A 26,145-nucleotide genomic window follows, 5' to 3' on the forward strand; every position below is an offset into this window, starting at 1 on the left:
TTTTCCGTGGGAACGAAGATTCTGAGTAAAAATTCAGTCCTTACTCTTTATCACCCAACAGCACGGAATCCAGAGCGATCTCAATCATGTCATTGAAGGTATTCTGACGCTCTTCCGATGTGGTCTGCTCACCCGTTTTAATGTGATCAGAAACGGTACAGATAGCCAGAGCCTTTGCACCGTACTCTGCGGCTACGCCATAGATACCGGCCGCTTCCATTTCCACACCCACAATGCCGTATTTATCCATAACAGTGAACATGTCCGGATCCGGTGTATAGAACAGCTCAGCGGAGAACAGGTTACCGACTTTGACATCAATTCCGCGAGCCTTCGCGGCTTCTTCTGCCGCTTTTACCATTTTATAGTCAGCGATAGCCGCAAAATCATGATCTTTAAATCGAATACGGTTTACCTTGGAATCAGTACAGGCTCCCATACCAATCACAACATCACGCACCTTAATATCTTCATTTACTGCGCCACAGCTGCCAACACGAATAATCTTCTTCACACCGTAGTCTTTGATCAGTTCTGTTGCATAAATAGAGCAGGACGGAATACCCATACCGTGTCCCATAACAGAAACTTTGCGGCCTTTATATGTACCGGTAAAGCCAAACATATTGCGCACATCACAAACCTGAACCACATTCTCAAGGAAGGTCTCTGCAATATATTTTGCACGCAGCGGATCGCCCGGCATCAGTACAACATCGGCAAAATCGCCCATTTCAGCATTAATATGTGGAGTCGCCATTGATTAAATCCTTAACATTTTCGTTAGTTTTTCTTTTATAAAAAGCTGTTGCCATATTGCATATCGGATGTACCGAAGTACTCAGCCAGACTCTGGCCAATATCAGCAAATGTATCACGGTGTCCCAGAGAACCCGCTTTTATCTTGCTGCCGTAAACCAGAACCGGGATATGTTCTCGGGTATGGTCTGAACCATGCCAGGTTGGATCACACCCATGGTCGGCAGTAATGATCAGCAGATCATCTTCTTTCAGCTGCTGCAGAATTTCCGGTAAACGACGGTCAAAATACTCAAGTGCAGAAGCATAACCCGCCACATCCCGGCGATGGCCATAGGCTGAGTCAAAATCAACAAAGTTGGTAAAGATAATGGTGTTATCACCATCTTCTTCCCTTATCTGCTCCAGAGTGGCATCAAACAGATCCGGAATACCGGTTTTTTTCACCTTTTTAGTAATACCGCAGTGTGCATAGATATCCGCAATTTTACCGATAGACACCACCTGCCCCGCTTTTTCATCCACCAGCTTTTGCAGAACAGTAGGGGCTGGTGGTTCAACCGACAGATCACGGCGATTACCGGTGCGGGTAAACTCTCCAGCCTTTGGGCCAACAAACGGACGCGCAATCACCCGGCCGATATTGTAACCTTCCAGCTCTTCGCGCACGATCTGACACAACTCCATCAGTTGATCCAGACCATACGTTTCTTCATGACAGGCAACCTGAAACACAGAATCTGCTGAGGTATAGAAGATAGGTTTGCCGGTGGCCATATGCTCTTCACCCAGCTCATCCAGCACAACCGTCCCCGATGAATGACAGTTACCCAGATAGCCAGGAATCCCTGAACGGGCAACAATACGATCCAGCAGTTCCTGCGGAAAACTATTTTGGGTATCCGTGAAATATCCCCAGTCGAACAGCACGGGGACACCAGCAATTTCCCAGTGTCCGGATGGGGTATCTTTCCCTGATGACAACTCTGCCGCATGTCCATAAGCCCCGATGATCTCTGCGTCTTTATCCAGACCAATCGGGAAAGTCCCGGTTGATTCTTCAGCTGCTAAACCCAGCCCCAATGTAGACAGATTCGGAAGCGTAAGCTTTCCCTTGCGCATTTCATTATCCGCCAGCCCCTGAGCACATTGTTCTGCAATATGTCCCAATGTATCGGAACCTGTATCACCAAACTTATCTGCATCAGTCGCCGCACCGATACCAAATGAATCCAATACTAAAATAATCGCTCTTTTCATTTTATTCTCCTGCGGACGTTACACATCATCTTTACGAATGCTGCAATACACATCCGGAGTTGCTGTATACGGCTGCTCGCCAATCTGAATAGCCTGTTGCAGTGCTATCGCTGTCTGCTGCCATTGCTGTTCATTACGTGCGTGGATCACAGCCAGAGGAGTTTCTCCATCCACCGTGTCTCCCAGCCGGATAAACCGGTCGATACCAACCGCATAATCAATACCATCGGCCGCAACACGACGCCCCCCGCCCATTGCAACTACCGCCATACCGATTGCTCTTGTATCCATCGCTGAAACCATACCCGCTTTTTGTGCATACACAGGTTTAACGATTTCAGCCGTACATAAATAATGATTATAATTCTCGATAAAGTCCACCGGACCTCCCAGTCCGGCAACCATCCGTCCAAACCGCTCAGCCGCCGCCCCACTGTCCAGAACAGATTGCAGACGAGTTCTGGCTTCAGCGCTGTTTTTGGCCAACTTGCCCAGAACCAGCATCTCAGCACAAGAGGCCATGGTCACCTCCAGAAGACGCGGATTACGATACTCGCCAGTAAGAAAACGTACGGCTTCCCGCACCTCAACCGCATTACCGGCTGAAGATGCCAGAACCTGATTCATATCCGTCAGAATTGCCGTTGTTCTCGTTCCGGCCCCATTTGCCACAGCAACAATGGATCTTGCCAGTGCTTCGGATGCGGTATAGGTCGGCATAAATGCTCCGGAACCGACTTTGACATCCATGACCAGAGCATCCAGCCCGGCAGCCAGCTTCTTGGAGAGAATTGATGCCGTGATCAATGAGATATTATCTACGGTCGCTGTAATATCCCGGATCGCATAGACACGCTTATCTGCCGGTGCCAGATTTCCGGTCTGTCCGATAATCGCAACCCCCGCATCTTTCACTACACTTCCGAATGTTTGATTATCCGGTGAAATGTTATAACCGGGAATAGACTCCAGCTTATCCAGAGTACCGCCGGTATGGCCGAGACCACGTCCGGAGATCATAGGCACATAGCCACCGCAGGCTGCAACCATAGGTCCCAGCATCAGAGACGTCACATCACCGACACCACCGGTAGAATGCTTATCCAGTACAGGGCCATCAAACGCCATATGGCTCCAGTCGAGAACCATACCGGAATCGCGCATAGCGCAGGTCAAAGCAATACGCTCAGGCATCGTCATCTCATTGAAAAAGATCGCCATAGCAAACGCAGCGATTTGCCCTTCGGAGATACTGTCGTCAGCCACTCCCCGGATAAAGGTATTAATCTCATCCGCTGTGAGGATTTCTCCGTCACGTTTTTTACGAATAATTTCCTGAGGTAAATACATGTAACCCTCCTGCCTTAAGCAAAATCAATATGCGGCAGGATCGGCCGTTTCGTCGGTTACCTCTAATGTATTCAGCAGGTTTGTCAGCAAACTGGATGCCCCGAAACGATAGTGCATATTATCAGCCCAGTCTGCCCCCAGAATATCGTCAGCCATAGACAGATAATCAGCGGCATCTTCTGCCGTACGAACACCACCGGCTGGTTTAAAACCGACTCTATCGGCAACACCCATATCCCGGATCACTGTCAGCATAATTTTTGCCGCTTCCGGGGTAGCGTTAACAGGCACTTTACCGGTTGAGGTTTTGATAAAATCAGCACCAGCTTCAATCGCAATCTCAGACGCACGTTTGATCAGCACATCTTCTTTCAGTTCACCGGTTTCAATAATCACTTTCAGCAGAATATCACCACATGCTGCCTTACACTGTTTTACCAGCTCGAACCCCGTGCTCTCATCACCGGCAATCAGGGTGCGGTAAGGAAACACCACATCAACTTCATCAGCGCCATAAGCAACAGCGGCGCGGGTTTCTGCCACTGCGATTTCAATATCATCATTACCATGAGGGAAGTTCGTTACCGTTGCGATACGCACTTCCGGTGTCCCCTGCTGACGCAAGGCTTTTCTGGCTACAGGAATAAAACGTGGGTATATGCAGATAGCTGCGGTATTACCCACAACCGTTTTGGCGTCATGACAAAGTGCGACCACTTTTTCATCAGTGTCGTCATCATTCAGCGTAGTTAAATCCATAAGTTTAAGTGCACGTAGAGCTGCAACTTTTAAATCGCTCATTTCTGTCTCCGATCAATATAGTCAATTTGCCCACCGAAAATACGAACAGTGCTTATGCAGTATAGATAAGCAATCCGCTTTCCGGTTGCGAAATGAACGGACTTGGTTCCCTGAAGACTTGATACCGATTCTCTGCAAAGCAAACGTATCAATTGCTATCCCTGTCACCGCACAGTACCAGTTATGGCCTATGGTGAGTGTCTCGTATTCCTGAGACCCAAAGCATTATAAGTATTCCCCGTCCACGCAACAATGGCCTACACAGGCGCAAACGTTTTGTATCTCAAAAAAAGTGTCAGAAAAAGAAACACCGTAACAATCAATTGCTACGGTGTTGTTTTACTGATGCCCAAACGCCTGTTTGCCGCTTACATTGCTGCCAACGAAATACAGAAACCAGCGATTGTGGCCGCCATCAGATTCGATAATGTACCTGCTGCTACTGCTTTAATCCCCATACGGGCAATATCGTGACGACGCTTTGGTGCAATACCACCCAGACCACCTAGCAAAATGGCGATGGAAGACAGATTGGCAAAGCCACACAGAGCAAATGAAATGATAGCCGTTGTTTTTTCGGACAGTACCCGACCGGTCTCAGCGACAACCTGTGCACTATCACCGACATACGGTACAAAGTTCAGGTATGCCACAAATTCATTCACTATCGTCTTTTGACCGATAAAAGATCCGGCCAGAGTCGCTTCCTCCCACGGCACACCAATAAGGTATGCCAATGGTGCAAAAACCCAGCCCAGAATCAACTCAAGACTTAGATTTTCCATACCGAACCAGCCACCGATACCACCAAGGATTCCGTTCAGTAAAGCGATCAGACCAATAAACGCAATCAGCATAGCACCGACGTTCAGCGCCAGTTGTAAACCGGAAGAAGCCCCGCCAGCTGCCGCATCAATCACGTTGGCAGGTTTATCGTCAGCCTGATCAATTTCGTCATCAGAAATCATATCCTTGAAACGATCACTCTCCGGGATAATGATTTTGGCAAACAGCAGTCCCCCCGGAGCCGCCATAAAGGAAGCAGCGACCAGATATTCCAGAGGAACCCCCATTGAAGCGTAACCAGCCAGAACACCACCAGCAACAGAAGCCAGACCTCCACACATAACCGCAAACAATTCTGATTGCGTCATACGCGAGATAAACGGACGAACCACCAGCGGTGCTTCCGTCTGACCGACAAAAATATTAGCCGCTGCAGACATAGATTCTGCACGGGAAGTTCCCAGTGTTTTTTCCAGAGCACCACCGATAATTTTGATTACCCACTGCATAACACCGAGGTAATACAGTACAGAAATCAAAGCAGAAAAGAAGATCAGCGTCGGAAGTACACGGAAAGCGAAAATAAAACCACCGCCGCCGAAGACTTCAAACATTTTGTCAGAAACCAGTCCTCCGAACACAAATGCGGCACCATCGTTACCAAAGTTAATAACGCTGGCGACACCATTCGAGAAACCACCTAACAGATCTTTTCCCCACGGCACATACAGCACAAATGCACCGAGAATAAACTGGATGGCAAACGCACCACCCACAGTACGATAATTGATAGCTTTGCGGTTATCGGAAAGTAGCACTGCGATACCCAGCAGCACCAGCATACCGATCAGGCTCATAAACAGGCTCATAGTTTATGGATCCTTATAAGTTAAAATTGGTGTATTAGAAGTTGAAGCTAAAAAGCGGGGGGATTATATACATGAGCCTAAATTTTGAATAACACCAACATCACAATTTTACAGTAACAACACTGTAGATACATTTTGATACGTGATACCAATCACATTAATGAGCAACACAAACCAAAAATAAAGCAAATAATTAACCAAATTAAAACAAATCAAGGCTATTTAGCCAAATTTGAGAGGCAACCGTTTGCTCCTTTTCTTTTCGCAGCACGATCAACTCATTTAAGACATTTTTAAGCATTCGGGGATGATTATCCATTCCCTGATACCCAAACAGAGGCATATCAGGAGCATCCGTTTCAAGAAGCAGACAATCAAGCGGAAGAGAAGAGATCGTCTGGCGGGTTTTGTTCGCTCTTGGATAGGTTATTGTTCCTCCGACGCCAATATAAAAACCAAGATCCACAAAAGACTTAGCCTGCTGATAACTGCCGGAAAACCCATGCAGTACCCCGCCAGATGGTATCTGAGCCATTTTCAGCATCCTGAGCATCGTCTGATGCGCTTGTCTGCAATGCAGGATCAGCGGCAAATGATATTTACCGGCCAGAGCTATATGCTGTTCAAACAGCTCCATCTGCCTGTGCTCATCGGTCTCTTTCAGTGCAAAATCCAGCCCGCACTCACCAATAGCCACACAGGAAGAAGGCGCATATTTCAGCTGCCGTTCCAGTAACAGCAGATGCTCAGGCTGATGCTGATGCATAAAATACGGATGCATACCCAATCCGTAACAGGCTGACGTATACTGTTGCGCAATCCATGCAACACGCTCCCAGTTTGCGGCTCCGATGGAAGGAATAAATAACCGTTCCACACCCGCCTGACGGGCTCTGCTTATTTCTCCGTCCAGATCCCGCTGAAACGGTTCAAAATCCAGATGACAGTGGGTATCAAATAAGGGAAAACGGGAATCTGACACTATTCGCTATCCTCTTTTTGTATTCTTTTTCTTGCTCTCTTACCGCTAAATATTTCCGGCTAAGCCGCATATATAAGATATGAATATGTTAAATTTTGTTAAGAACTTCAGTTATTTTAAAGGAAATAAACATTAAAATAGCAAAATAATGTCGTAATGCTTGTGAGGCTGCTGCTTTTCATTTTTAATAGCAAACGATAAAATCATCAGATTACATGATTTACATATAGAATAATATTTGCATCACTACACAAAGGCACAGGGTTAGGTTTCAACTAACTGTATATATATATTAATAAATATAGGGACACTCTCGTGAAAAAAACCACTTTAAAACTGACTGCACTGGCAATGGCTGTTTCTTCATTTGCCGCACTTGCAGCACCAAAGCCAGCGGTTATCTATGATACCGCAGGTAAATTTGACAAATCTTTCAACGAAGCCGTTTTCCAGAATGGTGTAAAAGTATTTGAAGCTGAAAAAGGCGTTAAGGTTCGTGAATTTGAGCCGCAGAACGAAGCCCAGCGTGAACAGGGTCTGCGCCGTCTGGCAAGCCGTGGCTTCAGCCCTATCGTTGCGGTTGGTTTTAACATGGCATCAGCAGTGAAAAAAGTAGCCGCTGAATTCCCTGATATCCATTTCAGCATTATTGATGATGCAAGTATCGATCTTCCAAACGTACAATCTATCGTATTCAAAGATCACGAAGGTTCTTTCCTTGTTGGCGCTCTGGCAGCTAAAGCGTCTAAAACCGGTACAGTGGGTTTCGTTGGCGGTATGGATATCCCTCTGATCCGTAAATTCGAATGTGGTTACGAACAGGGTGTCAAATACGCAAATCCTCAGGCTACTGTTCTGCAAAATATGACAGGTTCTACTCCTGCAGCATTTGCTGACCCTGCGAAAGGCTCTGAACTGGCAAAATCTCAGTTCTCTAAAGACGCCGATGTTATCTATGCCGCTGCTGGCGGTACCGGCCTTGGTGTGTACCAGGCAGCAAAAGATGCTGGTAAATTTGCTATCGGCGTTGACTCAAATCAGAACCACCTGCATCCGGGCACTATGCTGACCTCAATGGTTAAACGTGTAGGTGTTGCTGCTTACAAAAGCTGGGAAGAAGAAATGCAAGGTACATGGAAAGCCGGTATCAAAGTTCTTGGAGTTAAAGAAGGTGGTGTAGATTGGGCGCTGGATGAGCACAACGCCGATCTGATCACTCCTGAAATGAAATCTTATGCTGAAGCTCTGAAAGCAGACATCATCTCTGGTAAAATCCAGGTTCATGATTATATGTCAGATCAAACCTGTACTTACTAAGCGTCCCTGTATTCGCTTATTAAACACACGCCGCTGTCCATACAGCGGCGTAATGCTATTATTTAAAGCAATAAATCCATCCATAAAAATCAGGAAAAATGCACGTGGCTCAAGACAACTTTGCCATTGAACTCAAACAGATAGATAAACGTTTCGGTGCAGTGCATGCGAACCGTGCAATCGACCTGCAAGTTCCTGCCGGCACAATTCATGGCATTATCGGTGAAAACGGTGCCGGAAAATCCACACTGATGAGTATCATTTACGGCTTCTACCATGCTGATTCAGGTTCCATGCTGGTCAACAGCCAACCTTACCAGCCATCCAATTCTCAGGAAGCTATTGCTGCTGGTATCGGCATGGTGCATCAGCACTTTATGCTGGTCGAAACCTTTACTGTTCTGGAAAATATTGTACTGGGTGCCGAAGGTGGCTGGAAACTGAGCGAAAGCCTGAGTACTGCCCGGAAAAAACTGCAACAGATTGAAAAAGATTACGGACTGGAAGTTCCGCTGGATGCTATTGTCGGCGACCTTCCTGTCGGCTTGCAGCAACGCGTTGAAATTCTGAAAGCACTCTACCGCGACGCAAAAATTCTTATCCTTGATGAACCGACTGGGGTACTGACACCTCAGGAAGCAGACCACCTGTTTAAGATCCTGGATAAACTGCGGGCTCAGGGTACAACCGTGATGATCATTACCCACAAGCTACGCGAAGTACTGGCTATTACCGATAATGTTTCCGTGATGCGTCAGGGTGCGATGGTCGGCCATGTGGTTACTGCACAAACTAATCAGGAAGAACTGGCTGAACTGATGGTCGGTCGTAAGGTTCGCCTTAAAGTTGAAAAACAGCAGGCAGCCCCCCGGAAAAAACAGATCAACGTTAAAGATCTGTGCTACTACGATGATGCCGGCGTGCAGCGGGTAAAAAGCATCAATTTTTCTGTCCGTGGTGGTGAAATCGTTGGGATTGCTGGGGTTTCCGGTAACGGTCAGTCCGAAATTCTCGGCCTGCTGTCCGGAATCCTCAAACCCTATTCCGGCAGCATCGAACTGAACGGGCATTCTTTGTCGGCAGACAAACCTCTCGACCCACAGCAGATTCGGGCTATCGGGGTCGGCCATATTCCGGAAGACAGACATAAGCAGGGACTCATCAATAAGTTTGAAGCCAAAGAAGCTTATATTCTCGGTTACCATAATCTACCTAAATACAACAAAGGTTTGCTACAGGATAAACTGGCTATTCAGAATCAGTGTCAGATCAGCATGGATAAGTGGGATGTCCGTCCGAATGATGTCAACCTGAAAACGGCCAACTTCTCCGGTGGTAACCAGCAGAAACTGGTTATTGCCCGGGAAATGGAAGAGAACCCGGATGTATTGCTGGTCGGCCAGCCAACCCGGGGAGTCGATATCGGAGCCATCGAGTATATCCATAAACAGATTATTAATGCACGTGACGAAGGTAAAGCCGTACTGCTGATTTCTGTTGAACTGGATGAGATCCTCAGCCTTGCTGACCGCATTATCGTTGTCTTTGACGGAGCCATTGTGGGTGAAGTTCATGCAGAACAGGCAGATGAAAAAACGCTCGGCCTGATGATGGCAAATATCGTTCCGGAACATCTGCAATCTACTCAGGGAGAAGTATCATGAGTCAGCAAAAAGTACCTGCCTGGGTAACCGTTGCCCTGCTTCCGGCCATCAATGTGCTGGTTGCTTTTCTGGTTTCAGCTTTGCTGTTTATCTATATTGACGTGAATCCTGTTGATGCAGCAAAAACCATGTGGACCGGTGCGTTCGGCTATGCTGAAGGTTTTGGTTACACTTTGTATTACGCGACCGGTTTTGTCTTTACCGGGCTTGCTGTTGCTGTTGCTTTCCACGCAGGGCTCTTTAATATCGGTGGTGAAGGTCAGGCCTACATTGGTGGCCTTGGTGTCGGACTTGTCTGTCTGACACTGGGTGAAATTGCTCCCTGGTATCTAGTATTCCCGGTTGCGATTATTGCCGGTGGTCTGTTTGGGGCTGCATGGGCATTCATTCCCGCTTATCTGCAGGCTAAACGGGGATCACATATCGTTATTACCACGATTATGTTCAATTTTATCGCCGCTTCTCTGATGGCCTATCTGTTAGTAGATATCCTCAAACCCGATGGAACCATGGCAACAGAAAGCCGAGTTTTTGCAGCTCAAAGCTGGCTACCCAAGATGCATGAAATGCTGGAAGTCGTTGGTATTGAGATGGCGGCAAGCCCGCTGAATCTGAGCTTTTTCTTTGCTCTGCTCTGTTGCGTATTTGTCTGGCTGTTTATCTGGCATTCCCGTTGGGGGTACGAAATTCGTTCTATCGGTGCGAATGCTTCCGCAGCAGGTTATGCCGGTATCAACTACCTGAAAATCGTCGTTCTGACTATGGTGGTTTCCGGCATGCTGTGTGGTTTCTTTGGTCTGAACGTACTTCAGGGAGAGCTGCATCAAATTAAACTTAATTTTGTTGAAGGCTTCGGATTTACCGGTATCGCTGTTGCTCTGATGGGGCGTAATCATCCTGTTGGTGTTCTGCTGGCCAGTCTTCTGTTCGGCTTCCTGTATCAGGGTGGTGCTGAACTGAGCTTCGAATATGGTGTAGACAGAAATATCGTTGTGGTTCTACAAGGGCTGGTTATCCTGTTCTCCGGCGCTCTGGAGCATATGTTCCGTCCGTCACTGGAACGCACTTATCTAAAACTATTTGCAAAACCTGATAACGGAGCCGCTTAATCATGTTCGAAACTATTATTCTGATGCTGGATGCCACAATCCGGGTGGCAACACCTTTGATCCTGGCGGCGATGGCAGGCATGTACAGTGAACGCTCCGGTGTGGTTAACATCGCTCTGGAAGGTAAACTACTGGCAGCCGCATTTGCCGGAGCAGCCGTTGCACATGTAACCGGCTCAGCCTGGAGCGGTCTTCTGGCTGGTATTGCAGTATCGGTGCTGCTGTCACTGCTGCACGGTTTTGCTTCGATCACGCACAGAGGGGATCAGGTCGTCAGCGGTATGGCGATTAATATTCTGGCTACCGGCCTGACAATAACTCTTGGCCGTTACTGGTTCCATCAGGGTGGCCAGACTCCGGCCCTGTCCGGCGATGCCCGTTTTGCACCGATACACCTGCCGGGAGCGGATGCGCTGGCAGACACACCGGTTATTGGTCTGCTGTACTCTGAGCTACTAAGCGGTCACTCCATTCTGGAATATATTACCTTTATTCTGGTTCCTCTGGCCTGGTTTATTATGTTCCGTACCCGTTTCGGACTGCGTCTACGGGCTGTAGGTGAATCACCGGCTGCTGTCGATACTGCCGGGATTTCTGTTACCGGTATGCGTTACAGTGGCGTGATTGTCTGCGGTATTCTGGTTGGTATAGGCGGTGTTTATCTGTCCGTCGGCCAGACAGCTCAATTCATTCCGAATATGAGTGCAGGTAAAGGATACATGGCTTTGGCTGCCCTGATCTTTGGTAAATGGCGTCCGTTTACAGCTATGGGAGCCTGTCTGTTGTTCGGTTTTCTGGATGCGCTGGCCATTCGCCTGCAAGGGGTTTCCATCGGTGACTTCACTATTCCTGTTCAGGCTATCGAAGCGATTCCATATATTCTGACGGTATTCCTGCTCGCCGGTTTTATCGGAAAGGCGGTTGGTCCAAAAGCGGTTGGCGTTCCGTATACCAAAGAACGGGAATAAGTTACCCTTTATTGAAAACAAAAAAACGGAGCAAATTGCTCCGTTTTTTATTTCTGTCATAAAATCTGTATCAATGCTCGCGGGTTGCGCGGAAAGTAATATCCGGGAAACGTTCCTGAGCCAGATTCAGATTCACCATTGTCGGTGCAACATAAGCCAGATTATCACCACCATCCAGAGCCAGATTGATCTGATTCTTACGCTTGAATTCTTCCAGTTTCTTATCGTCACCACACTCAACCCAGCGAGCGGTAGCAACATTCACCCCCTCGTAGATCGCTTCTACATTATATTCAGCTTTCAGACGGGCAACGACCACATCGAACTGTAGCACACCCACAGCACCAACGATCAGATCATTGTTCTGCAGCGGACGAAATACCTGTACCGCTCCTTCTTCAGACAACTGAACCAGACCTTTCAGCAACTGTTTCTGTTTCAGGGGATCTTTCAGGCGTATACGACGGAACAGTTCAGGAGCAAAGTTAGGGATACCGGCAAACTTCAGGCTTTCACCCTGAGTAAACGTATCGCCGATCTGGATCGTACCGTGATTATGTAAACCGATAATATCTCCGGCGTAAGCATCTTCGGCACGGGAACGGTCTCCTGCCATAAAGGTAACTGCATCGGAGATATTCACTTGTTTACCGATACGCACATGATTCATCTTCATACCCTGTTTATAGGTACCGGAAACAATACGCATAAAGGCAATACGGTCACGGTGTTTCGGATCCATATTTGCCTGAATCTTAAACACAAACCCACTGAATTTGTCTTCTGTCGCTTCCACATCACGCTCATTGGCCTGACGAGCCAATGGTGCTGGTGCCCACTGAGTCAGACCATCCAGCATATGATCCACACCAAAGTTACCCAGAGCCGTACCAAAGAATACCGGAGTAAGTTCACCACTGAGGAATAGCTCCCGGTCAAACTCATGCGAAGCTCCCAATACCAACTCCAGCTCTTCGCGTAACTGTCCCGCAAGATCGTCACCTATCGCAGCATCCAGCTCTGAGTTATCCAGCCCCTTAATGATGCGCACTTCCTGAATGGTATGTCCCTGACCGGTTGCGTACAGAATCGTCTCGTCACGGTGAATATGGTATACCCCTTTAAACTCTTTACCACAGCCAATTGGCCATGATACCGGCGCACAGGCAATATTCAGTTCGCTTTCGACTTCATCCAGAAGTTCCATCGGGTCTCGAATATCACGGTCCAGTTTGTTCATAAAGGTGATAATAGGCGTATCACGCAGACGGGTGACTTCCATCAGTTTACGGGTTCGATCCTCAACCCCTTTCGCAGCATCAATCACCATCAGACAGGAGTCCACGGCCGTTAGCGTACGGTAGGTATCTTCCGAAAAGTCTTCGTGCCCCGGAGTATCCAGCAGATTCACCAGACAGTCGTTATACGGAAACTGCATAACAGACGTCGTTACCGAGATCCCACGCTCTTTTTCCATCTCCATCCAGTCTGATTTAGCGTGCTGGGATGAACCACGACCTTTCACTGTACCGGCTGTCTGAATCGCGCGCCCGAACAATAATACTTTTTCGGTAATGGTGGTTTTACCCGCATCGGGGTGCGAGATGATGGCGAAAGTTCTTCGTTTAGAAACTTCGCTTAAAAAAGGAGCATTTGACATGAACGTAAATCTTCTACTTTTTTGAACACGACCGTAAACGTACTACAGCCAGGAAGAATTTTGAGAGGCGAGATTATATCAATTTTTGCTCAGATTTCTATGGGAAAGCAATATACGTTTATCCGCTAATTTCTTCTAGATCTTGAATTACCATAGGATTAGAATGTGATTACCATCTACTCCCCACCACAGAGATCATCATGTTTGCGGTCATTGAAGCAAAAAAAGCAGGGCTATTGCATCCACAGCACTGGGTTCGTAATTTAATTTCAGGAATTATTGTCGGCGTTGTCGCACTACCACTGGCGATGGCGTTTGCTATTGCATCCGGAGCGAAACCGGAACAGGGGATCTATACCTCGATTATTGCCGCTGTATTTGTGTCTCTGTTCGGTGGTAGCCGGGTTCAGATAGCCGGACCAACAGGAGCATTTATTGTTGTTTTGTCCGGGATCACTGCCCAGTATGGATTTGCCGGATTACAGGTTGCCACTATTATGGCCGGACTTATCTTGCTTGGTCTCGGGCTGGCTAAAATGGGTGCAGTGATTAAATTTATCCCCGATCCTGTCATCATCGGTTTTACGTCCGGTATCGGCGTCACCATTTGGGTCGGACAATGGAAAGACTTTTTCGGCTTACCCGCAGTCAGCGGGGAACATTTCCATCAGAAAGTCTGGCATCTGTTACAGGCGTTTCCTCAGCTTAACTGGGTAACCACCCTGCTTGCCCTAATCTCTCTGGGACTGGTGATCTACAGTTGCCGGATCCCGGGGCTGAAAAAAATTCCGGGACCATTGGTCGCACTGGTTCTGGTCACTCTGGTTCAGTATCTGTTTCAGTTTGAAAGTATCAAAACCATTGGTACAGCATTTGGCGGCATTCCTCAGGGATTGCCCGAATTCCGGATCCCCGACTTTACCTGGACCCAAATTATCACGCTAATTGGACCGGCTTTTACCATTGCCATGCTGGGTTCCATTGAATCCCTGCTTTCTGCCGTGGTTGCCGACGGCATGTCCGGTACAAAACATAATTCTAACCAGGAACTGGTTGGTCAAGGGCTGGCCAATATTATTGCGCCGCTATTTGGTGGCTTTGCTGCGACCGGAGCCATTGCCCGTACAGCAACCAATATCCGTAACGGTGGCACCAGTCCTCTGTCCGGTATTATTCACTCCCTCACACTGGTTCTTATTCTTATGGTACTGGCTCCGCTGGCCGTACATATTCCTCTGGCAACCCTGTCTGCCATCCTGTTTGTGGTTGCCTGGAATATGAGTGAAGCGAAACATTTTATAAAAATGGTTAAGAAAGCGCCTCGAGCCGACGTTGTTATCCTGTTGATTACTTTCTTCCTGACCGTATTCGCCGATCTGGTGGTTGCTGTTAATATCGGTGTTATTCTGGCAACACTTCACTTCCTGAGGAGGATGGCAAGCAGTGTTGAAGTCAAACGTTCTTCCCGTGAAGAGCTGTATCAGGAACTCAGACATCAGGGAGTAAACGAAATACCATCAGATGTACTGATATATACTGTTGAAGGACCGTTTTTCTTCGCTGCCGTCGAGAATTTTGAACGGGTTTTGGCCGGAACACACACCTACCCTAAATCTCTGATTATTGATCTGAAATGGGTACCTTTTATCGACATCACCGCTCTGCAAACTTTAGAAGAAGTCATCACTGAGTTGCAACAGAATCAGGTCCGGGTTCTGCTCTCCGGAGCAAACGGAAAAGTAACGAGAAAGCTGTATAAAGCAGGCATTATTGACATGGTCGGCATAGAAGGCCATTTCACCAATATTGCTTCAGCCGTCAATGCATGCTGAAAACACTGAATCACTCTGCCTCACCGCAATGGCGAGGCAGAGTCGTGTATAAGCGAATAGATTAATTCAGCTTTTTACCTGAGGATTATTAACCGGCGTTCCCTGACTGTACTCTACCCCATGTTTATTCAGGTAATCACGAATCAACTGGCGTACAACTTGTGACGGAGTAATATCCTGAGATGCACAAAGCTGTTCAAGAGCCTGTTTTTTTTTCGGATCAATCAATACGGTTAAGCGTGCGCTTTTGGTTTCCATTTTACTGCCTGTCAGTTTTTATCTGCATTGCAGTGAGCACATGTAAAGTGCATGCCCACTAATTATAATCGAATGATAAAAGGATTATAATTTGGTAACTCAGAAAAACAAGTAACTCATAATAATGGCATCTTCCTGCCCGTGTTTAGCCGGATAATAATTCATCCGCCGATCCACTTCATTGAATCCGAGATCTTCATACAAGTTAAAGGCTCGCAGGTTACTTTCACGAACTTCCAGCCAGATACTTTCTGCGTCAGCTTCCCTGCAAATTCGCAACAGGTGACACATCAGCTCCCGCCCCAGTCCTTTTCCCTGTTCCTGCGGATCAACAGCAATATTCAGTAAACTGACTTCACCGACAATATTTTGTGCATAAAAATAGCCGAGTAATTGTTCACCACGAAATAGCCCATAATGCATAGCTCCTCGCCCGGAAAGATCACCGATCATAGACTGAGACCAGGGGTGACTGTGAGCAGCCTGTTCGATACACCAGATTGCCGGAACATGTTCCGGACGTAACAGATTAATGTCTATCATAAGAACAAATTTGTTGCCAAAGTGCACGACGATGTGGGTTACTGCCGCGAATATCAGTTAACATCGGAGATGATAATATCTGAACAGACGAAACGTCACAAGACTCACATCCGGCAAACCAGACCCACTTAGGACGGTGAACAGTCAGATCAACCATAGCAAACTGCTGTGGATAGATATGTCTCACTTGTCCAAGATTAAGTTGCATACTGGCTAGCACCTTGTCCAGGTATGCAGCTTCTTCCTGAACAGGCAATACCGGGCTGACCAGTAACAACTCGCATTCACCAGGAAGTGTTACCGGCAAGTCAGAGCGAACATAACCGGACAAACGCTCCGGATGAAGCAGTTCCCAGCTATCAATCTGCATTTCATTCAGATAGTCAGCGGCTGATACCTTATTCATACCATTCCATTTACTGTTATAAAGAAAACTCTGGACTGTACTCTATCATCCCTTTTCTGCCGGAAAAGGCTCCGGATTCCAGCTCAATCACCTGAAATACCCCTTCAGGAACATCCCAGATACAGTGGAAATCATGCTTCTCTGCCGCTTCAAAACCCAGACGGGCATAGTAATCGGGATCACCAAGAACAACACAAACCGGATAACCAAAATCACGCAGTGATTCAAAACCTTCCCGGATCAATGCGGCTGCAATCCCCTGGTTCCGATATTCTTTTTTCACAGCCACCGGCGCAAGGCCCTGCCAGCCAAGGTCTTGCCCTTCAATCAGCACAGGTGTGAACAGTACATAACCTATCACTTCACCGTCATCATTACAGGCAACCAGAGACAACGTCAGCCGGCCGTTTTCCCGTAACGTCATGGCTAATTCGGCTTCAGCCTGTGTCGTAAAAGCCGCCTTCAGTAAACGATCAATCGGCAGTATATCTGCCGGGGCTTCAGTTCTGATAAGCATTATTCATCCCTTTTTGTCCTGCATCTGATAACCCTTTGTTATCCAGCCCTTTCTGCACGAAATCGGCCAGCTGCTCTAACAGAATACGCATCGGTTTCGGCAATTCGTCCGGATCTATACTGTCCATCAGATTCTTAACTTCCAGTCCCAGCTCGGTATCACCTTCAATACTCAGCCGTCGTTGAAAGAATAAAGTATCCGGATCTTCCTTACGTCCGGCGATAAGTACCAGATCATTCAGGTTACCAGAGAAACTGACATCTTCCTGCTCAATAAAATCAGCCGTAATTAAGGCACCATCCTGATGACTGATAAACCAGCTAACCCCCAAATCCAGAACCGATACTTTAAGCCATTTATGTTCAAGAAATTCAAAGTCTCCATCCTGTAAAGCTTCATGAAATACACGTCTTAACCCTTCCAGCAGCATTTTATTCTGTATTGTTTTAGGTAAAAATTGGGCTGTAGGTCTCAAAATTAAAGGCGCATTCTGTACCAGGCGGGTTCGAATCTTGTTTAGCACTCTGATTATCCGTTATGTTGTCTGTTCATTCTGACATGATAATGGATATCGCAGCAGAATTCCCGCTATGTATTAAAAAAGCATCGCTAAGTCGCTAAAGAATAAAGATGCTTTTACAGAGTAAGCATCAAGGTTATAGTACATATATAATAAAGAGGTATTCTGGGCTGATGTGCATCCTCTAAAGGAATTCGGTAGATTATTAATGCCAACCAAACAGTTACAACAATGGTTTTCAAAACTGACTGATGACAGTCCGTTTTTTTTCGCCATCTTAGACAAAAATCATAACTACTGTAGTGTAAACGAGCGCTACTGTGATATTGCCGGTCTGTCGAAAGATGAGCTGGAAGGAATGAATGACACTCTGGTACTGGGGGAAAGTTTTTACCTCAGCCTGAAGCCTTACTATGAAAGAGCATTTGGCGGAGAAAGTCTGGAAGCAGAAATAACGCTGAATGAACCTGACCACGATACCAGTCTGCATTTCAGTGTAACACCACTTTCGATGGATGGAGACAACGTCGAATGTATATCCTTCCATGCAATAGATACCTCTGAAAAGCAAGTTCTTGCCCGTTCACTGGAAGAGTCTGAAAGCAAATTTTCTACGCTGTCAGATCTGCTTCCCGATGGTCTGCTTCTGGTTGAAAATGATTCTGTCATCTCAGCAAACCCGGTTGCTGTCCGTCTGCTGGGGTTTAACAGCAGTGATGAGCTGCTGGGAGAAGAGCTCAGTCGCCTGTTTATCGACGAAAAGAATAAAACCGTTTTTAAGACCCGGTTATCGACGCTACTGGCAGAATCTCCGGTAACCTGTCTGACCGGTGCCCGTTGCGGTGTCGAACGAAAAGTTCGCCTGTCAGCAGACAAAGCGACGATCTATGGTACAGAGTCTCAAATCGTCATTGTTCAGGATGCAGAACAAACCAAAGGAGATTCAGCAGAGACTCGTAACGACTCCCATTATGATTCGCTGACCAATCTGTATAACCGCTATGGTTTCACCCGCAGACTGGAGCACTTTATCCGTAATGAAACTCCGCTGATTATGCTGTATCTGGATATTGATAACTTTAAAAATATCAATGACTCGCTGGGACATCATATCGGCGATAAAGTGATCAAAGAAGTATCCGCCCGCTTGCAGCGGCTCCTTCCTACGCAAGCTATACTCGGACATCTGGGGGGAGATGAATTTGGTATTATTCTCCCTGAACCGGAGCATCACAGAACCATTGACGTACTGTCGGAACGCATTATCTCACTGATTAATCAGCCTTTTGATTTACATCATTTCAGTAAACGTCTGGCCTGTTCTATCGGTAGTGTTTCCTATCCGGGAGACGGTAATGATGCACGCCTGTTACTGCAAAATGCCGATACAGCCATGTATGAAGCCAAAGAGCGTGGCCGTAATCGTCTGATTAAGTATCATGATCAGATGAACAAAGAAGCCCGTATGCGCCTGTGGCTGGAAATAGAACTGCAAAAAGCATTACAGCAAAACGGTCTTGAAGTCTGGTATCAACCTAAAGTAAATGCCCGGGATTTCAGCATTAACGGTGCCGAAGCTCTGGTGCGCTGGAAACACCCTATTGAAGGCTATATCAGCCCTGCTGCATTTATCCCTGTTGCCGAAAAAGCCGGACTGATTGAGCACCTTGGCCGGGTAGTCATGCGCGATGTATTTTCCACAGTGAAACGCTGGAAACAACAGGGAATATTACCCGGACGAGTTGCGATTAACCTTTCTCCCCAGCAGTTCGGTAACCCTATGCTGATTGATTATATGGAGAAACTGCTGCGCACGACTGAGCTTGATCCCGGCTGTATTACCTTTGAGCTCACAGAAAGTGCAGTAATGAGTGACAGTGAGCACACCCTGCAGATGCTGAAAGCCATCAAGAAATTAGGTTTTGCTCTGTCTATCGACGATTTTGGTACCGGATATTCTTCACTTTCCTATCTGGCTCGTTTCCCTCTGGATGAACTGAAAATTGACCGGGCATTTATCCGGGATATCGATACTCTGCCAAAGCAGATTACCGTTATTGAAAACATCATCAATTTAGGTAAATCTCTGGATCTGTCTGTTGTAGCAGAAGGGGTTGAAACCCGCCAACAGGCAACCCTTCTCTCTAACCTTAACTGTAACTCGATTCAGGGTTTCCATTTTTATCGCCCTCAGCCAAGGCAGGAAATCGAAGAGTTACTGGCACAGAATCGCCGTCATAAGAACTAAAAGGTTATATCCATGGAGCTGTTATGTCCGGCCGGGAATTTCCCCGCACTAAAAACCGCCGTTGAGTGTGGTGCTGATGCTGTCTATATCGGATTTAAGGATGATACCAATGCGCGTCATTTTGCCGGTCTGAATTTCTCGGGGAAAAAGCTGGATCGGGCTGTTGATTATATAAAAGACCACAACCGAAAACTGCATATTGCACTCAATACCTTTGCTCATCCGAAAGGATTTGAGCGCTGGACCAGTGCTGTCGATACCGCAGCAGCACTCGATGTGGATGCGCTGATTATTGCAGACATTGCTTTGCTCCAGTATACCGCAGAAAAATATCCGGATATGGAACTGCACTTATCCGTTCAGGCATCAGCGACCAATACCGCCGCTATCGAATACTACTGCCGTAATTTTAATGTCCGGCGTGTTGTTCTTCCCCGGGTACTATCAATTCATCAGGTCAAACAACTATCACGGAATATACCAGCAGGAGTCGAGCTGGAAGTCTTTGCTTTCGGTAGCCTGTGTATTATGTCGGAAGGGCGCTGTTACCTCTCATCTTATATGACCGGAGAATCCCCCAATACCGTGGGTGCCTGTTCCCCGGCCAAATACGTCCGCTGGCAAGAGACTGAACAGGGACTGGAGTCCCGGCTGAATAATATTTTGATCGACCGTTATGCTGCAGGAGAAAATGCAGGCTATCCAACCTTATGTAAAGGGCGCTTTGAAGCAGAAATTAACGGTGAAAAAAAGTGCTACCATGCATTGGAAGAGCCCACCAGCTTAAATACGCTTTCTCTGCTGCCTGAACTATTTGCTGCCAATGTCGCTTCAGTCAAAATTGAAGGAAGACAGAGAAGCCCTGCTTATGTTGAACAGGTAACCCGGACCTGGCGGGCGGCAATCGACCACTATAAAGCTAATCCGGAGACTTACCGGGTTGAAGAAGTATGGAACCGGGATCTGGCCAATGTTTCAGAAGGCACACAGACAACCCTCGGTGCTTATCACCGAAAATGGCAATAAAAATATAATGACCACTGATATGAAATACGCTCTCGGCCCCCTGCTCTATTTCTGGACTAAAGATGCTGTTGAAACATTTTATCAGCAGGCCAGAGAGTGTCCGGCAGAAATTATTTATCTCGGTGAATCTGTCTGTTCCAAACGCAGGGAGATGAAGCCGGGAGACTGGCTTGAACTGGGTCGAGAGTTAACGAAATGCGGAAAACAGGTCGTTCTTTCGACCATGGCTCTGCTCGAAGCACCGAGTGAAATCAATGTAATGAAGAAATACATTGATAACGGAGAGTTTGCTATAGAAGCCAACGATGTGTCTGCTATCCAGTTAGCCTCTGAAAAAAAACTGCCCTTTATCGTTGGCCCTGCTATCAATGCTTACAATGCCCACACCCTGAAGTTATTCCTGCAACAGGGAATGACACGCTGGTGTATGCCGGTAGAACTTTCCCGTGAATGGCTTAAAAACGTTCTGGTACAATGTGAAGAACTGGGTATCCGGGGACAATTTGAAACCGAGGTATTTGCCCACGGCTATCTTCCTCTTGCCTATTCAGCCCGCTGTTTTACTGCCCGGGCAGAAAACAGGCCGAAAGATGAGTGTGGGACCTGTTGTATTCATTACCCTACCGGCCTACAGGTAAATAGTCAGGAAGGACAATCCATCTTTAATCTGAATGGCATTCAGACCCAATCAGGCTACTGCTATAACCTGATTAATGATCTGGTCAGTATGCAAGAGTTGGTCGATGTGGTCAGACTCAGTCCACTGGGGGCCGATACTTTTTCAGTTCTGACACAATTTAAGGCCAATGAGCATGGCAAGCACCCCATTCATCTGGAGAATCACCAGTGTAACGGTTACTGGCATCAGCTTCCGGGACTGGTTCAGGCCTGAAGTTAAAAGCGGCACGTCTCAGAGACATGCCGTTTTTCATCTTTGTTCACATACTGTTTTTATTTATATACTGCTACTCGATTATGCTTCAGACCGCTTGCTGTCCTGTCCCTTAATATAAAAATCAGCATCCATTACCGGTTCCATATAATTACCCAGAATAATATCAGCCGCTTTTTCTGCCACCATAATAGTGGGTGCGTACAGGTTACCGTTAGTGATGGCAGGAAAGACAGAAGTATCCACAACTCGCAGATTCTTCACTCCGTGTACACGCAATTCAGCATCCACGACTGCCATATCGTCGTAGCCCATCTTACAGGTACAGCTTGGGTGGTAAGCACTTTCACCTTCGCGGGCAACAAAGTCCAGAATCTCTTCATCCGTCTGAGCATCAATACCCGGAGCCAGTTCTTCACCTCGCAGATCATCAAATGCCGGCTGAGCAATGATATTACGGGAAACACGAATTGCCTCAACCCACTCTCTTCTTTCCTGCTCGGTAGACAGGTAGTTAAAGAAGATTTCCGGCTTCTGCTTCGGATCCTTAGATTTGATCTTCACGTGGCCTCGTACGTCAGTATTCATCGGGCCAACGTGCAGCTGAAAACCATGTCCGGCACGTGGAGCGCTGCCATCATAACGAATAGCTAATGGCAAGAAATGAAATTGCAAGTTTGGGTATTCCACCTCATCATTACCACGTACGAAACCACCAGCTTCAAAGTGGTTCGTTGCAGCCGCACCTTTGCGGCGAAACAGCCAATCAAAGCCGATTTTCGGCTGGTTATACCATTTCAGAGCCGGATACATGCTTACCGGTCGCTTACAAGCATATTGAACATACAATTCCAGATGATCCTGCAGGTTTTCACCAACGCCCGGTAGATTATGCACCGGAGTAATACCCAAAGCTTTCAGCTCTTCTGCGTTCCCGATACCGGACAGTTGCAGAAGCTGAGGTGAGTTAATTGCGCCACCGCAAGAGATGATCTCACCACCATAGACGGTCTTTTCACCGCCGCGTTTGCTGTATTCAACACCAATCGCTGTTTTACCGTCAAACAGAATGCGGTTAGCCATTGCTCCGGTGATAACCGTCAGATTTTTCCGGTTCATAACCGGATGCAGATAAGCTCGGGAAGCACTATTGCGACGACCACGATAAATATTCTGGTCAAAAATACCGAAACCTTCCTGTTGATAACCATTTACATCATCAGTCAGAGGATATCCGGCCTGCTCACCAGCTGCAAAAAAGGCTTTGAACAGTGGGTTATCACAGTCAGCCGTAGTCACTTGTAGAGGACCATTAGATCCATGATATTTATCCGCCCCTTCAAGACGAGTTTCACACTTACGGAAATACGGCAGACAATGCTTATAGCTCCACTCTTCCAGACCTTCAACCTTAGCCCATTTTTCATAATCCATTGCGTTACCACGGATATAAATCATTCCGTTAATGCAACTGCTTCCACCGAGAACTTTACCCCTTGGCTGAGCAATCTTACGGTTATGCATATGTGGCTCTGGTTCTGACTCATATAGCCAGTTATACGTACCATCAGTCAGCAAATAGGTCAGAGCTGCCGGCATGTGAATACGGAAATCTAACCGGTAATCCGGACGACCTGCTTCTAATACCAATACCTTATGCTTGGGATTTGCACTCAGTCTGTTTGCCAATACACAACCCGCTGAACCACCGCCCACGATGATATAATCGTAAGTCTGTTCTGCCATTAAATTTCCTCCGCACTTGTTCTGTCTGTCCGAATAACCTTTCAGATCACCCGAAATGATATAAATATTTAGCCTGAACGTTGTTCAAGGCATTCCTGCAACAATAAATAGTGGCGGCTGATCGACGCCTGTAGCTTAATCGGCTCCCGGTTAATTATCTGCATCGCTGTATGACGCCAGTTCTCAACCGTTTGCCGTAAAAAATCAGGGTTGTTATAAAGATTATTATCGTAAGAACCGAACCCCTGCTGCATAGCATGCATTACCCACTCAAAAATAGAGTTATTCGCCATCTCAGCCAGCAACAGATTCAGTTTCCGGTCAGCTTCAGCCAGCTCAGAGAAATCCATAGGATCCTGCGCGACAATATTCTCCATATACTCAATCCCCGCCATCAACTGAGACTTCTGCTCATCCGTGGCCCGAGACATCGCCAGCAAAGCTATACTCTGGTCAACACTTTCCCTGAACTCGGCTATCTCGTAAGCCCCGATATGCTTTTGTTTGAGAAACAAAGCCAGAGACTCACTGATGTTTGATACATCCACCTGCTTAATAAACGCCCCGCCTTTAGGGCCTTTGCGTATTTCAATTAATCCTTTCTGTTTCAGTGCCCGGATCGCTTCCCGTATCACCCCTCGGCCGGTACCGAATTGAAGTTGCAACTCCCTTTCACTAGGAAGACTGTCACCAGGAAGTAGCGTTTCATTTAAAATCGCCGACTCAATCTGTAAAGCGATATCTTCACTAGCTCGCCCTACCTGTGCCGGTGAGAATAGGCTGTCTTTTATGGATTTATCTGCCATCAAACTGGCACCCTCTTTCTGAAAAACACCATTGGTACTACCAATATACTAACAATCATTGAGTTAATCTTGCAACAGATGAAAAAACAGGCAAAAAAATATTTTTTGGTACTACCTATAAAAACAAATAATACCTAACCAATTGATATATATAGAATATATTCATCAAACATTCAGAAAAACACCAACCATTAGACCACTAATCATTAAGATCTACTTTTAATAAAAAAAACCATATTTATCATATAGATGACAAACAATTTACGCTTTTTAATTTATTGGAGCTCAAATTAATTGAATTTGATATAAACCTGAGAATATGTAAAGTTAGTTTTTTGTCGCAACATGAGCACACGTAAAATATGGCATCACTTTATATTCACGGAAGCGCATCTGAAGCATCATCAGGCGAAAAATTCACCACCTGTAATCCAGCGACAGGTGAGACTCTTGCTGAAATTGGCCAGGCTTCAGAACAGGATATTGAAACCGCTGTTGCCTCGGCACAAAAAGGATTCCAGCAATGGTCAGCCCTTTCCGGTGCTGAACGAGGCAGGATTCTGATGCGAGCCGTTACTATCCTGCGGGAACGTAATGATGAACTGGCAATGCTGGAAGTCAAAGACACAGGTAAACCACTTCAGGAAGCAATTACCGTCGATATAACAACCGGAGCGGATGTTATTGAATATTACGCCGGTTTGGCTGCTGGTTTACAGGGACAGCAACAAGAACTTGGCAGCGAACAGTTTTTCTATACCCGCAGAGAGCCTTTGGGCATATGTGCAGGTATCGGAGCCTGGAACTATCCAATGCAGATTGCCATGTGGAAGTCTGCCCCGGCTCTGGCCGCAGGTAACGCTATGATATTCAAACCTTCAGAAGAAACACCTCTTACTGCTATAAAACTAGCAGAAATATATACTGAAGCCGGGGTTCCTGACGGGGTTTTTAATGTCGTCCAGGGGGATTATCGTGTCGGACAGATGCTCTCACGTCACCCATCCATCGCTAAAATATCTTTTACAGGTGAATGTGGTACAGGTAAGAAAGTGATGGCCGATGCCGCTGCAACCCTCAAATCAGTCACTATGGAATTGGGTGGTAAGTCACCTCTGATTATATTTGATGATGCAAATCTGGATAATGCCGTCACTGGAGCCATGCTCGCCAACTTCTATACTCAGGGTGAAGTTTGTACCAATGGTACCCGTGTGTTTGTTCACGACACTATCTACGATGAATTTATCACCCGGCTGACAGCACGTACCAGAAAACTGATTATCGGTGATCCTATGGATATGCAGACTCAGGTTGGTGCGCTGATTTCCGGTGAGCACATGGGGAAGGTGCTAGACTTTATCAAACAGGGAAAAGCATCCGGTGCTCGTCTGGTTGTAGGTGGTAAACGCGCTACTCAGCCACCTCTGGATAAAGGCTGTTTCGTTCAACCCACCATCTTTACAGACTGCGATGATGATATGCCGCAGGTGAAAAATGAAATATTCGGTCCGGTTATGTCAGTATTGCGCTTTTCTGAAGAAGAAGAAGTGATCCGCCGGGCCAACAGTACTGATTACGGACTGGCGGCAGGCATCTTTACTCAAAACCTGTCCAGAGCTCACCGGGTTATTGCACAACTTCAGGCTGGAATATGCTGGATAAATACCTGGGGGGACTCACCCGCAGAGATGCCGGTCGGCGGTTATAAACACTCAGGTATCGGCAGAGAAAATGGTCCGGAAACCCTGAACAGCTACACACAAAATAAAAGTGTTCTGATTGCATTAGGTGATCTCGAATCACCCTATGCGTAAATAAAATGA

General features: G+C 46.8%; 23 protein-coding genes. 9 read left to right on the forward strand and 14 right to left on the reverse strand.

Annotated elements, in window-relative coordinates; translation table 11 throughout:
* Positions 1 to 40: 40 nt before the first annotated feature.
* The 6 genes from deoD to CSW98_RS11135 all read right to left on the reverse strand — a co-directional run bounded on the left by deoD (position 41) and on the right by CSW98_RS11135 (position 6,807).
* On the reverse strand, positions 41 to 760 hold the full coding sequence (gene deoD / locus CSW98_RS11110) for a purine-nucleoside phosphorylase (protein ID WP_100800546.1): 720 nt from the start codon (positions 758 to 760) through the stop codon (positions 41 to 43).
* A 35-nt stretch (positions 761 to 795) separates the two neighbouring features.
* On the reverse strand, positions 796 to 2,019 hold the full coding sequence (gene deoB, locus CSW98_RS11115) for a phosphopentomutase (RefSeq protein WP_100800547.1): 1,224 nt from the start codon (positions 2,017 to 2,019) through the stop codon (positions 796 to 798).
* An 18-nt stretch (positions 2,020 to 2,037) separates the two neighbouring features.
* The gene (gene deoA / locus CSW98_RS11120) at positions 2,038 to 3,369 is read right to left on the reverse strand and encodes a thymidine phosphorylase (protein WP_100800548.1); all 1,332 of its coding nucleotides are present in this window, start codon (positions 3,367 to 3,369) and stop codon (positions 2,038 to 2,040) included.
* Positions 3,370 to 3,393: 24 nt separating this feature from the next.
* Complete coding sequence (gene deoC, locus CSW98_RS11125; RefSeq protein ID WP_100800549.1) at positions 3,394 to 4,170, reverse strand: deoxyribose-phosphate aldolase; 777 nt, start codon at positions 4,168 to 4,170, stop codon at positions 3,394 to 3,396.
* Between the two features lie 368 nt (positions 4,171 to 4,538).
* Positions 4,539 to 5,825, reverse strand: coding sequence for a NupC/NupG family nucleoside CNT transporter (locus CSW98_RS11130; protein WP_100800550.1), 1,287 nt, complete (start codon positions 5,823 to 5,825; stop codon positions 4,539 to 4,541).
* Between the two features lie 202 nt (positions 5,826 to 6,027).
* Positions 6,028 to 6,807, reverse strand: a complete 780-nt coding sequence (locus CSW98_RS11135; RefSeq protein ID WP_100800551.1) for a TatD family hydrolase — start codon at positions 6,805 to 6,807, stop codon at positions 6,028 to 6,030.
* A gap of 315 nt (positions 6,808 to 7,122) precedes the next feature.
* Here CSW98_RS11135 and CSW98_RS11140 point away from each other — a divergent pair, with 315 nt between their 5' ends.
* The 4 genes from CSW98_RS11140 to CSW98_RS11155 all read left to right on the forward strand — a co-directional run bounded on the left by CSW98_RS11140 (position 7,123) and on the right by CSW98_RS11155 (position 11,865).
* A complete protein-coding gene (locus tag CSW98_RS11140) occupies positions 7,123 to 8,124 on the forward strand; it encodes a BMP family lipoprotein (RefSeq protein WP_232733516.1) in 1,002 nt (333 codons plus the stop codon).
* Positions 8,125 to 8,228: 104 nt separating this feature from the next.
* Positions 8,229 to 9,788: an ABC transporter ATP-binding protein gene (locus CSW98_RS11145; RefSeq protein ID WP_232733517.1), complete on the forward strand. Its 1,560-nt coding sequence runs from the start codon at positions 8,229 to 8,231 to the stop codon at positions 9,786 to 9,788.
* Positions 9,785 to 10,897 carry an ABC transporter permease gene (locus CSW98_RS11150; RefSeq protein ID WP_100800553.1) on the forward strand — a complete coding sequence of 371 codons (1,113 nt, stop codon included), beginning with the start codon at positions 9,785 to 9,787 and terminating at the stop codon, positions 10,895 to 10,897. The genes CSW98_RS11145 and CSW98_RS11150 overlap by 4 nt, the downstream gene beginning before the upstream one ends.
* 2 nt (positions 10,898 to 10,899) lie before the next feature.
* Entirely contained in the window at positions 10,900 to 11,865 is a 966-nt protein-coding gene (locus CSW98_RS11155) for an ABC transporter permease (protein ID WP_100800554.1), read from the forward strand.
* 70 nt (positions 11,866 to 11,935) lie between these two features.
* On the opposite strand, the gene prfC is transcribed toward CSW98_RS11155, so the two are convergent.
* Positions 11,936 to 13,525, reverse strand: coding sequence for a peptide chain release factor 3 (prfC, locus tag CSW98_RS11160; protein ID WP_100800555.1), 1,590 nt, complete (start codon positions 13,523 to 13,525; stop codon positions 11,936 to 11,938).
* Between the two features lie 200 nt (positions 13,526 to 13,725).
* On the opposite strand from prfC, the gene CSW98_RS11165 reads away from it, so the two are divergent.
* Entirely contained in the window at positions 13,726 to 15,357 is a 1,632-nt protein-coding gene (locus CSW98_RS11165) for a SulP family inorganic anion transporter (RefSeq protein WP_100800556.1), read from the forward strand.
* Between the two features lie 66 nt (positions 15,358 to 15,423).
* Here the strand turns inward: CSW98_RS11165 and CSW98_RS11170 are convergent, their stop codons facing one another.
* The 5 genes from CSW98_RS11170 to ubiT form a co-directional block, all read right to left on the reverse strand.
* The gene (locus CSW98_RS11170; RefSeq protein WP_100800557.1) at positions 15,424 to 15,615 is read right to left on the reverse strand and encodes a ribbon-helix-helix protein; all 192 of its coding nucleotides are present in this window, start codon (positions 15,613 to 15,615) and stop codon (positions 15,424 to 15,426) included.
* 99 nt (positions 15,616 to 15,714) lie between these two features.
* Positions 15,715 to 16,158 (reverse strand): ribosomal protein S18-alanine N-acetyltransferase, encoded by a 444-nt coding sequence (gene rimI / locus CSW98_RS11175; protein WP_100800558.1) that lies wholly within the window; start codon positions 16,156 to 16,158, stop codon positions 15,715 to 15,717.
* Entirely contained in the window at positions 16,145 to 16,564 is a 420-nt protein-coding gene (locus CSW98_RS11180; protein ID WP_100800559.1) for a DNA polymerase III subunit psi, read from the reverse strand. The genes rimI and CSW98_RS11180 overlap by 14 nt, the downstream gene beginning before the upstream one ends.
* Positions 16,565 to 16,580: 16 nt before the next feature.
* The gene (locus CSW98_RS11185) at positions 16,581 to 17,081 is read right to left on the reverse strand and encodes a GNAT family N-acetyltransferase (protein WP_100800560.1); all 501 of its coding nucleotides are present in this window, start codon (positions 17,079 to 17,081) and stop codon (positions 16,581 to 16,583) included.
* Complete coding sequence (gene ubiT, locus CSW98_RS11190) at positions 17,065 to 17,604, reverse strand: ubiquinone anaerobic biosynthesis accessory factor UbiT (RefSeq protein WP_100800561.1); 540 nt, start codon at positions 17,602 to 17,604, stop codon at positions 17,065 to 17,067. Before ubiT ends, CSW98_RS11185 begins: the two co-directional genes overlap by 17 nt.
* Positions 17,605 to 17,809: 205 nt before the next feature.
* Between ubiT and CSW98_RS11195 the strand changes: the two genes are divergently transcribed.
* The 3 genes from CSW98_RS11195 to CSW98_RS11205 are packed head-to-tail and all read left to right on the forward strand — an operon-like array spanning position 17,810 to position 21,767.
* The gene (locus CSW98_RS11195) at positions 17,810 to 19,849 is read left to right on the forward strand and encodes a sensor domain-containing protein (protein ID WP_100800562.1); all 2,040 of its coding nucleotides are present in this window, start codon (positions 17,810 to 17,812) and stop codon (positions 19,847 to 19,849) included.
* Positions 19,850 to 19,861: 12 nt separating this feature from the next.
* Entirely contained in the window at positions 19,862 to 20,875 is a 1,014-nt protein-coding gene (gene ubiU, locus CSW98_RS11200) for a ubiquinone anaerobic biosynthesis protein UbiU (RefSeq protein ID WP_100800563.1), read from the forward strand.
* Between the two features lie 19 nt (positions 20,876 to 20,894).
* On the forward strand, positions 20,895 to 21,767 hold the full coding sequence (locus CSW98_RS11205; protein ID WP_443083665.1) for a U32 family peptidase: 873 nt from the start codon (positions 20,895 to 20,897) through the stop codon (positions 21,765 to 21,767).
* Positions 21,768 to 21,848: 81 nt separating this feature from the next.
* Here the strand turns inward: CSW98_RS11205 and betA are convergent, their stop codons facing one another.
* Together betA and CSW98_RS11215 are read right to left on the reverse strand one after the other, a co-directional pair.
* Complete coding sequence (gene betA / locus CSW98_RS11210) at positions 21,849 to 23,513, reverse strand: choline dehydrogenase (RefSeq protein WP_100800564.1); 1,665 nt, start codon at positions 23,511 to 23,513, stop codon at positions 21,849 to 21,851.
* A gap of 68 nt (positions 23,514 to 23,581) precedes the next feature.
* The gene (locus CSW98_RS11215; protein ID WP_100800565.1) at positions 23,582 to 24,319 is read right to left on the reverse strand and encodes a FadR/GntR family transcriptional regulator; all 738 of its coding nucleotides are present in this window, start codon (positions 24,317 to 24,319) and stop codon (positions 23,582 to 23,584) included.
* 362 nt (positions 24,320 to 24,681) lie between these two features.
* On the opposite strand from CSW98_RS11215, the gene betB reads away from it, so the two are divergent.
* Positions 24,682 to 26,136, forward strand: coding sequence for a betaine-aldehyde dehydrogenase (betB, locus tag CSW98_RS11220; protein WP_100800566.1), 1,455 nt, complete (start codon positions 24,682 to 24,684; stop codon positions 26,134 to 26,136).
* The last annotated feature ends 9 nt before the right edge of the window (positions 26,137 to 26,145 follow it).

This window comes from Vibrio sp. HA2012 (assembly GCF_002812955.1).
In the GTDB taxonomy this organism is placed as follows: Bacteria; Pseudomonadota; Gammaproteobacteria; order Enterobacterales; family Vibrionaceae; genus Vibrio.

Excerpts from the sequence above, each read along its gene's own strand:
- deoD (WP_100800546.1), bottom strand. The coding sequence starts at position 760 with ATGGCGACTCCACATATTAATGCTGAAATGGGCGATTTTGCCGATGTT.
- deoB (WP_100800547.1), bottom strand. The coding sequence starts at position 2,019 with ATGAAAAGAGCGATTATTTTAGTATTGGATTCATTTGGTATCGGTGCG.
- deoA (WP_100800548.1), bottom strand. The coding sequence starts at position 3,369 with ATGTATTTACCTCAGGAAATTATTCGTAAAAAACGTGACGGAGAAATC.
- deoC (WP_100800549.1), bottom strand. The coding sequence starts at position 4,170 with ATGAGCGATTTAAAAGTTGCAGCTCTACGTGCACTTAAACTTATGGAT.
- CSW98_RS11130 (WP_100800550.1), bottom strand. The coding sequence starts at position 5,825 with ATGAGCCTGTTTATGAGCCTGATCGGTATGCTGGTGCTGCTGGGTATC.
- CSW98_RS11150 (WP_100800553.1), top strand. The coding sequence starts at position 9,785 with ATGAGTCAGCAAAAAGTACCTGCCTGGGTAACCGTTGCCCTGCTTCCG.
- CSW98_RS11155 (WP_100800554.1), top strand. The coding sequence starts at position 10,900 with ATGTTCGAAACTATTATTCTGATGCTGGATGCCACAATCCGGGTGGCA.
- prfC (WP_100800555.1), bottom strand. The coding sequence starts at position 13,525 with ATGTCAAATGCTCCTTTTTTAAGCGAAGTTTCTAAACGAAGAACTTTC.
- CSW98_RS11165 (WP_100800556.1), top strand. The coding sequence starts at position 13,726 with ATGTTTGCGGTCATTGAAGCAAAAAAAGCAGGGCTATTGCATCCACAG.
- CSW98_RS11170 (WP_100800557.1), bottom strand. The coding sequence starts at position 15,615 with ATGGAAACCAAAAGCGCACGCTTAACCGTATTGATTGATCCGAAAAAA.
- rimI (WP_100800558.1), bottom strand. The coding sequence starts at position 16,158 with ATGATAGACATTAATCTGTTACGTCCGGAACATGTTCCGGCAATCTGG.
- CSW98_RS11180 (WP_100800559.1), bottom strand. The coding sequence starts at position 16,564 with ATGAATAAGGTATCAGCCGCTGACTATCTGAATGAAATGCAGATTGAT.
- CSW98_RS11185 (WP_100800560.1), bottom strand. The coding sequence starts at position 17,081 with ATGCTTATCAGAACTGAAGCCCCGGCAGATATACTGCCGATTGATCGT.
- CSW98_RS11195 (WP_100800562.1), top strand. The coding sequence starts at position 17,810 with ATGCCAACCAAACAGTTACAACAATGGTTTTCAAAACTGACTGATGAC.
- ubiU (WP_100800563.1), top strand. The coding sequence starts at position 19,862 with ATGGAGCTGTTATGTCCGGCCGGGAATTTCCCCGCACTAAAAACCGCC.
- CSW98_RS11205 (WP_443083665.1), top strand. The coding sequence starts at position 20,895 with ATGAAATACGCTCTCGGCCCCCTGCTCTATTTCTGGACTAAAGATGCT.
- betA (WP_100800564.1), bottom strand. The coding sequence starts at position 23,513 with ATGGCAGAACAGACTTACGATTATATCATCGTGGGCGGTGGTTCAGCG.
- CSW98_RS11215 (WP_100800565.1), bottom strand. The coding sequence starts at position 24,319 with ATGGCAGATAAATCCATAAAAGACAGCCTATTCTCACCGGCACAGGTA.
- betB (WP_100800566.1), top strand. The coding sequence starts at position 24,682 with ATGGCATCACTTTATATTCACGGAAGCGCATCTGAAGCATCATCAGGC.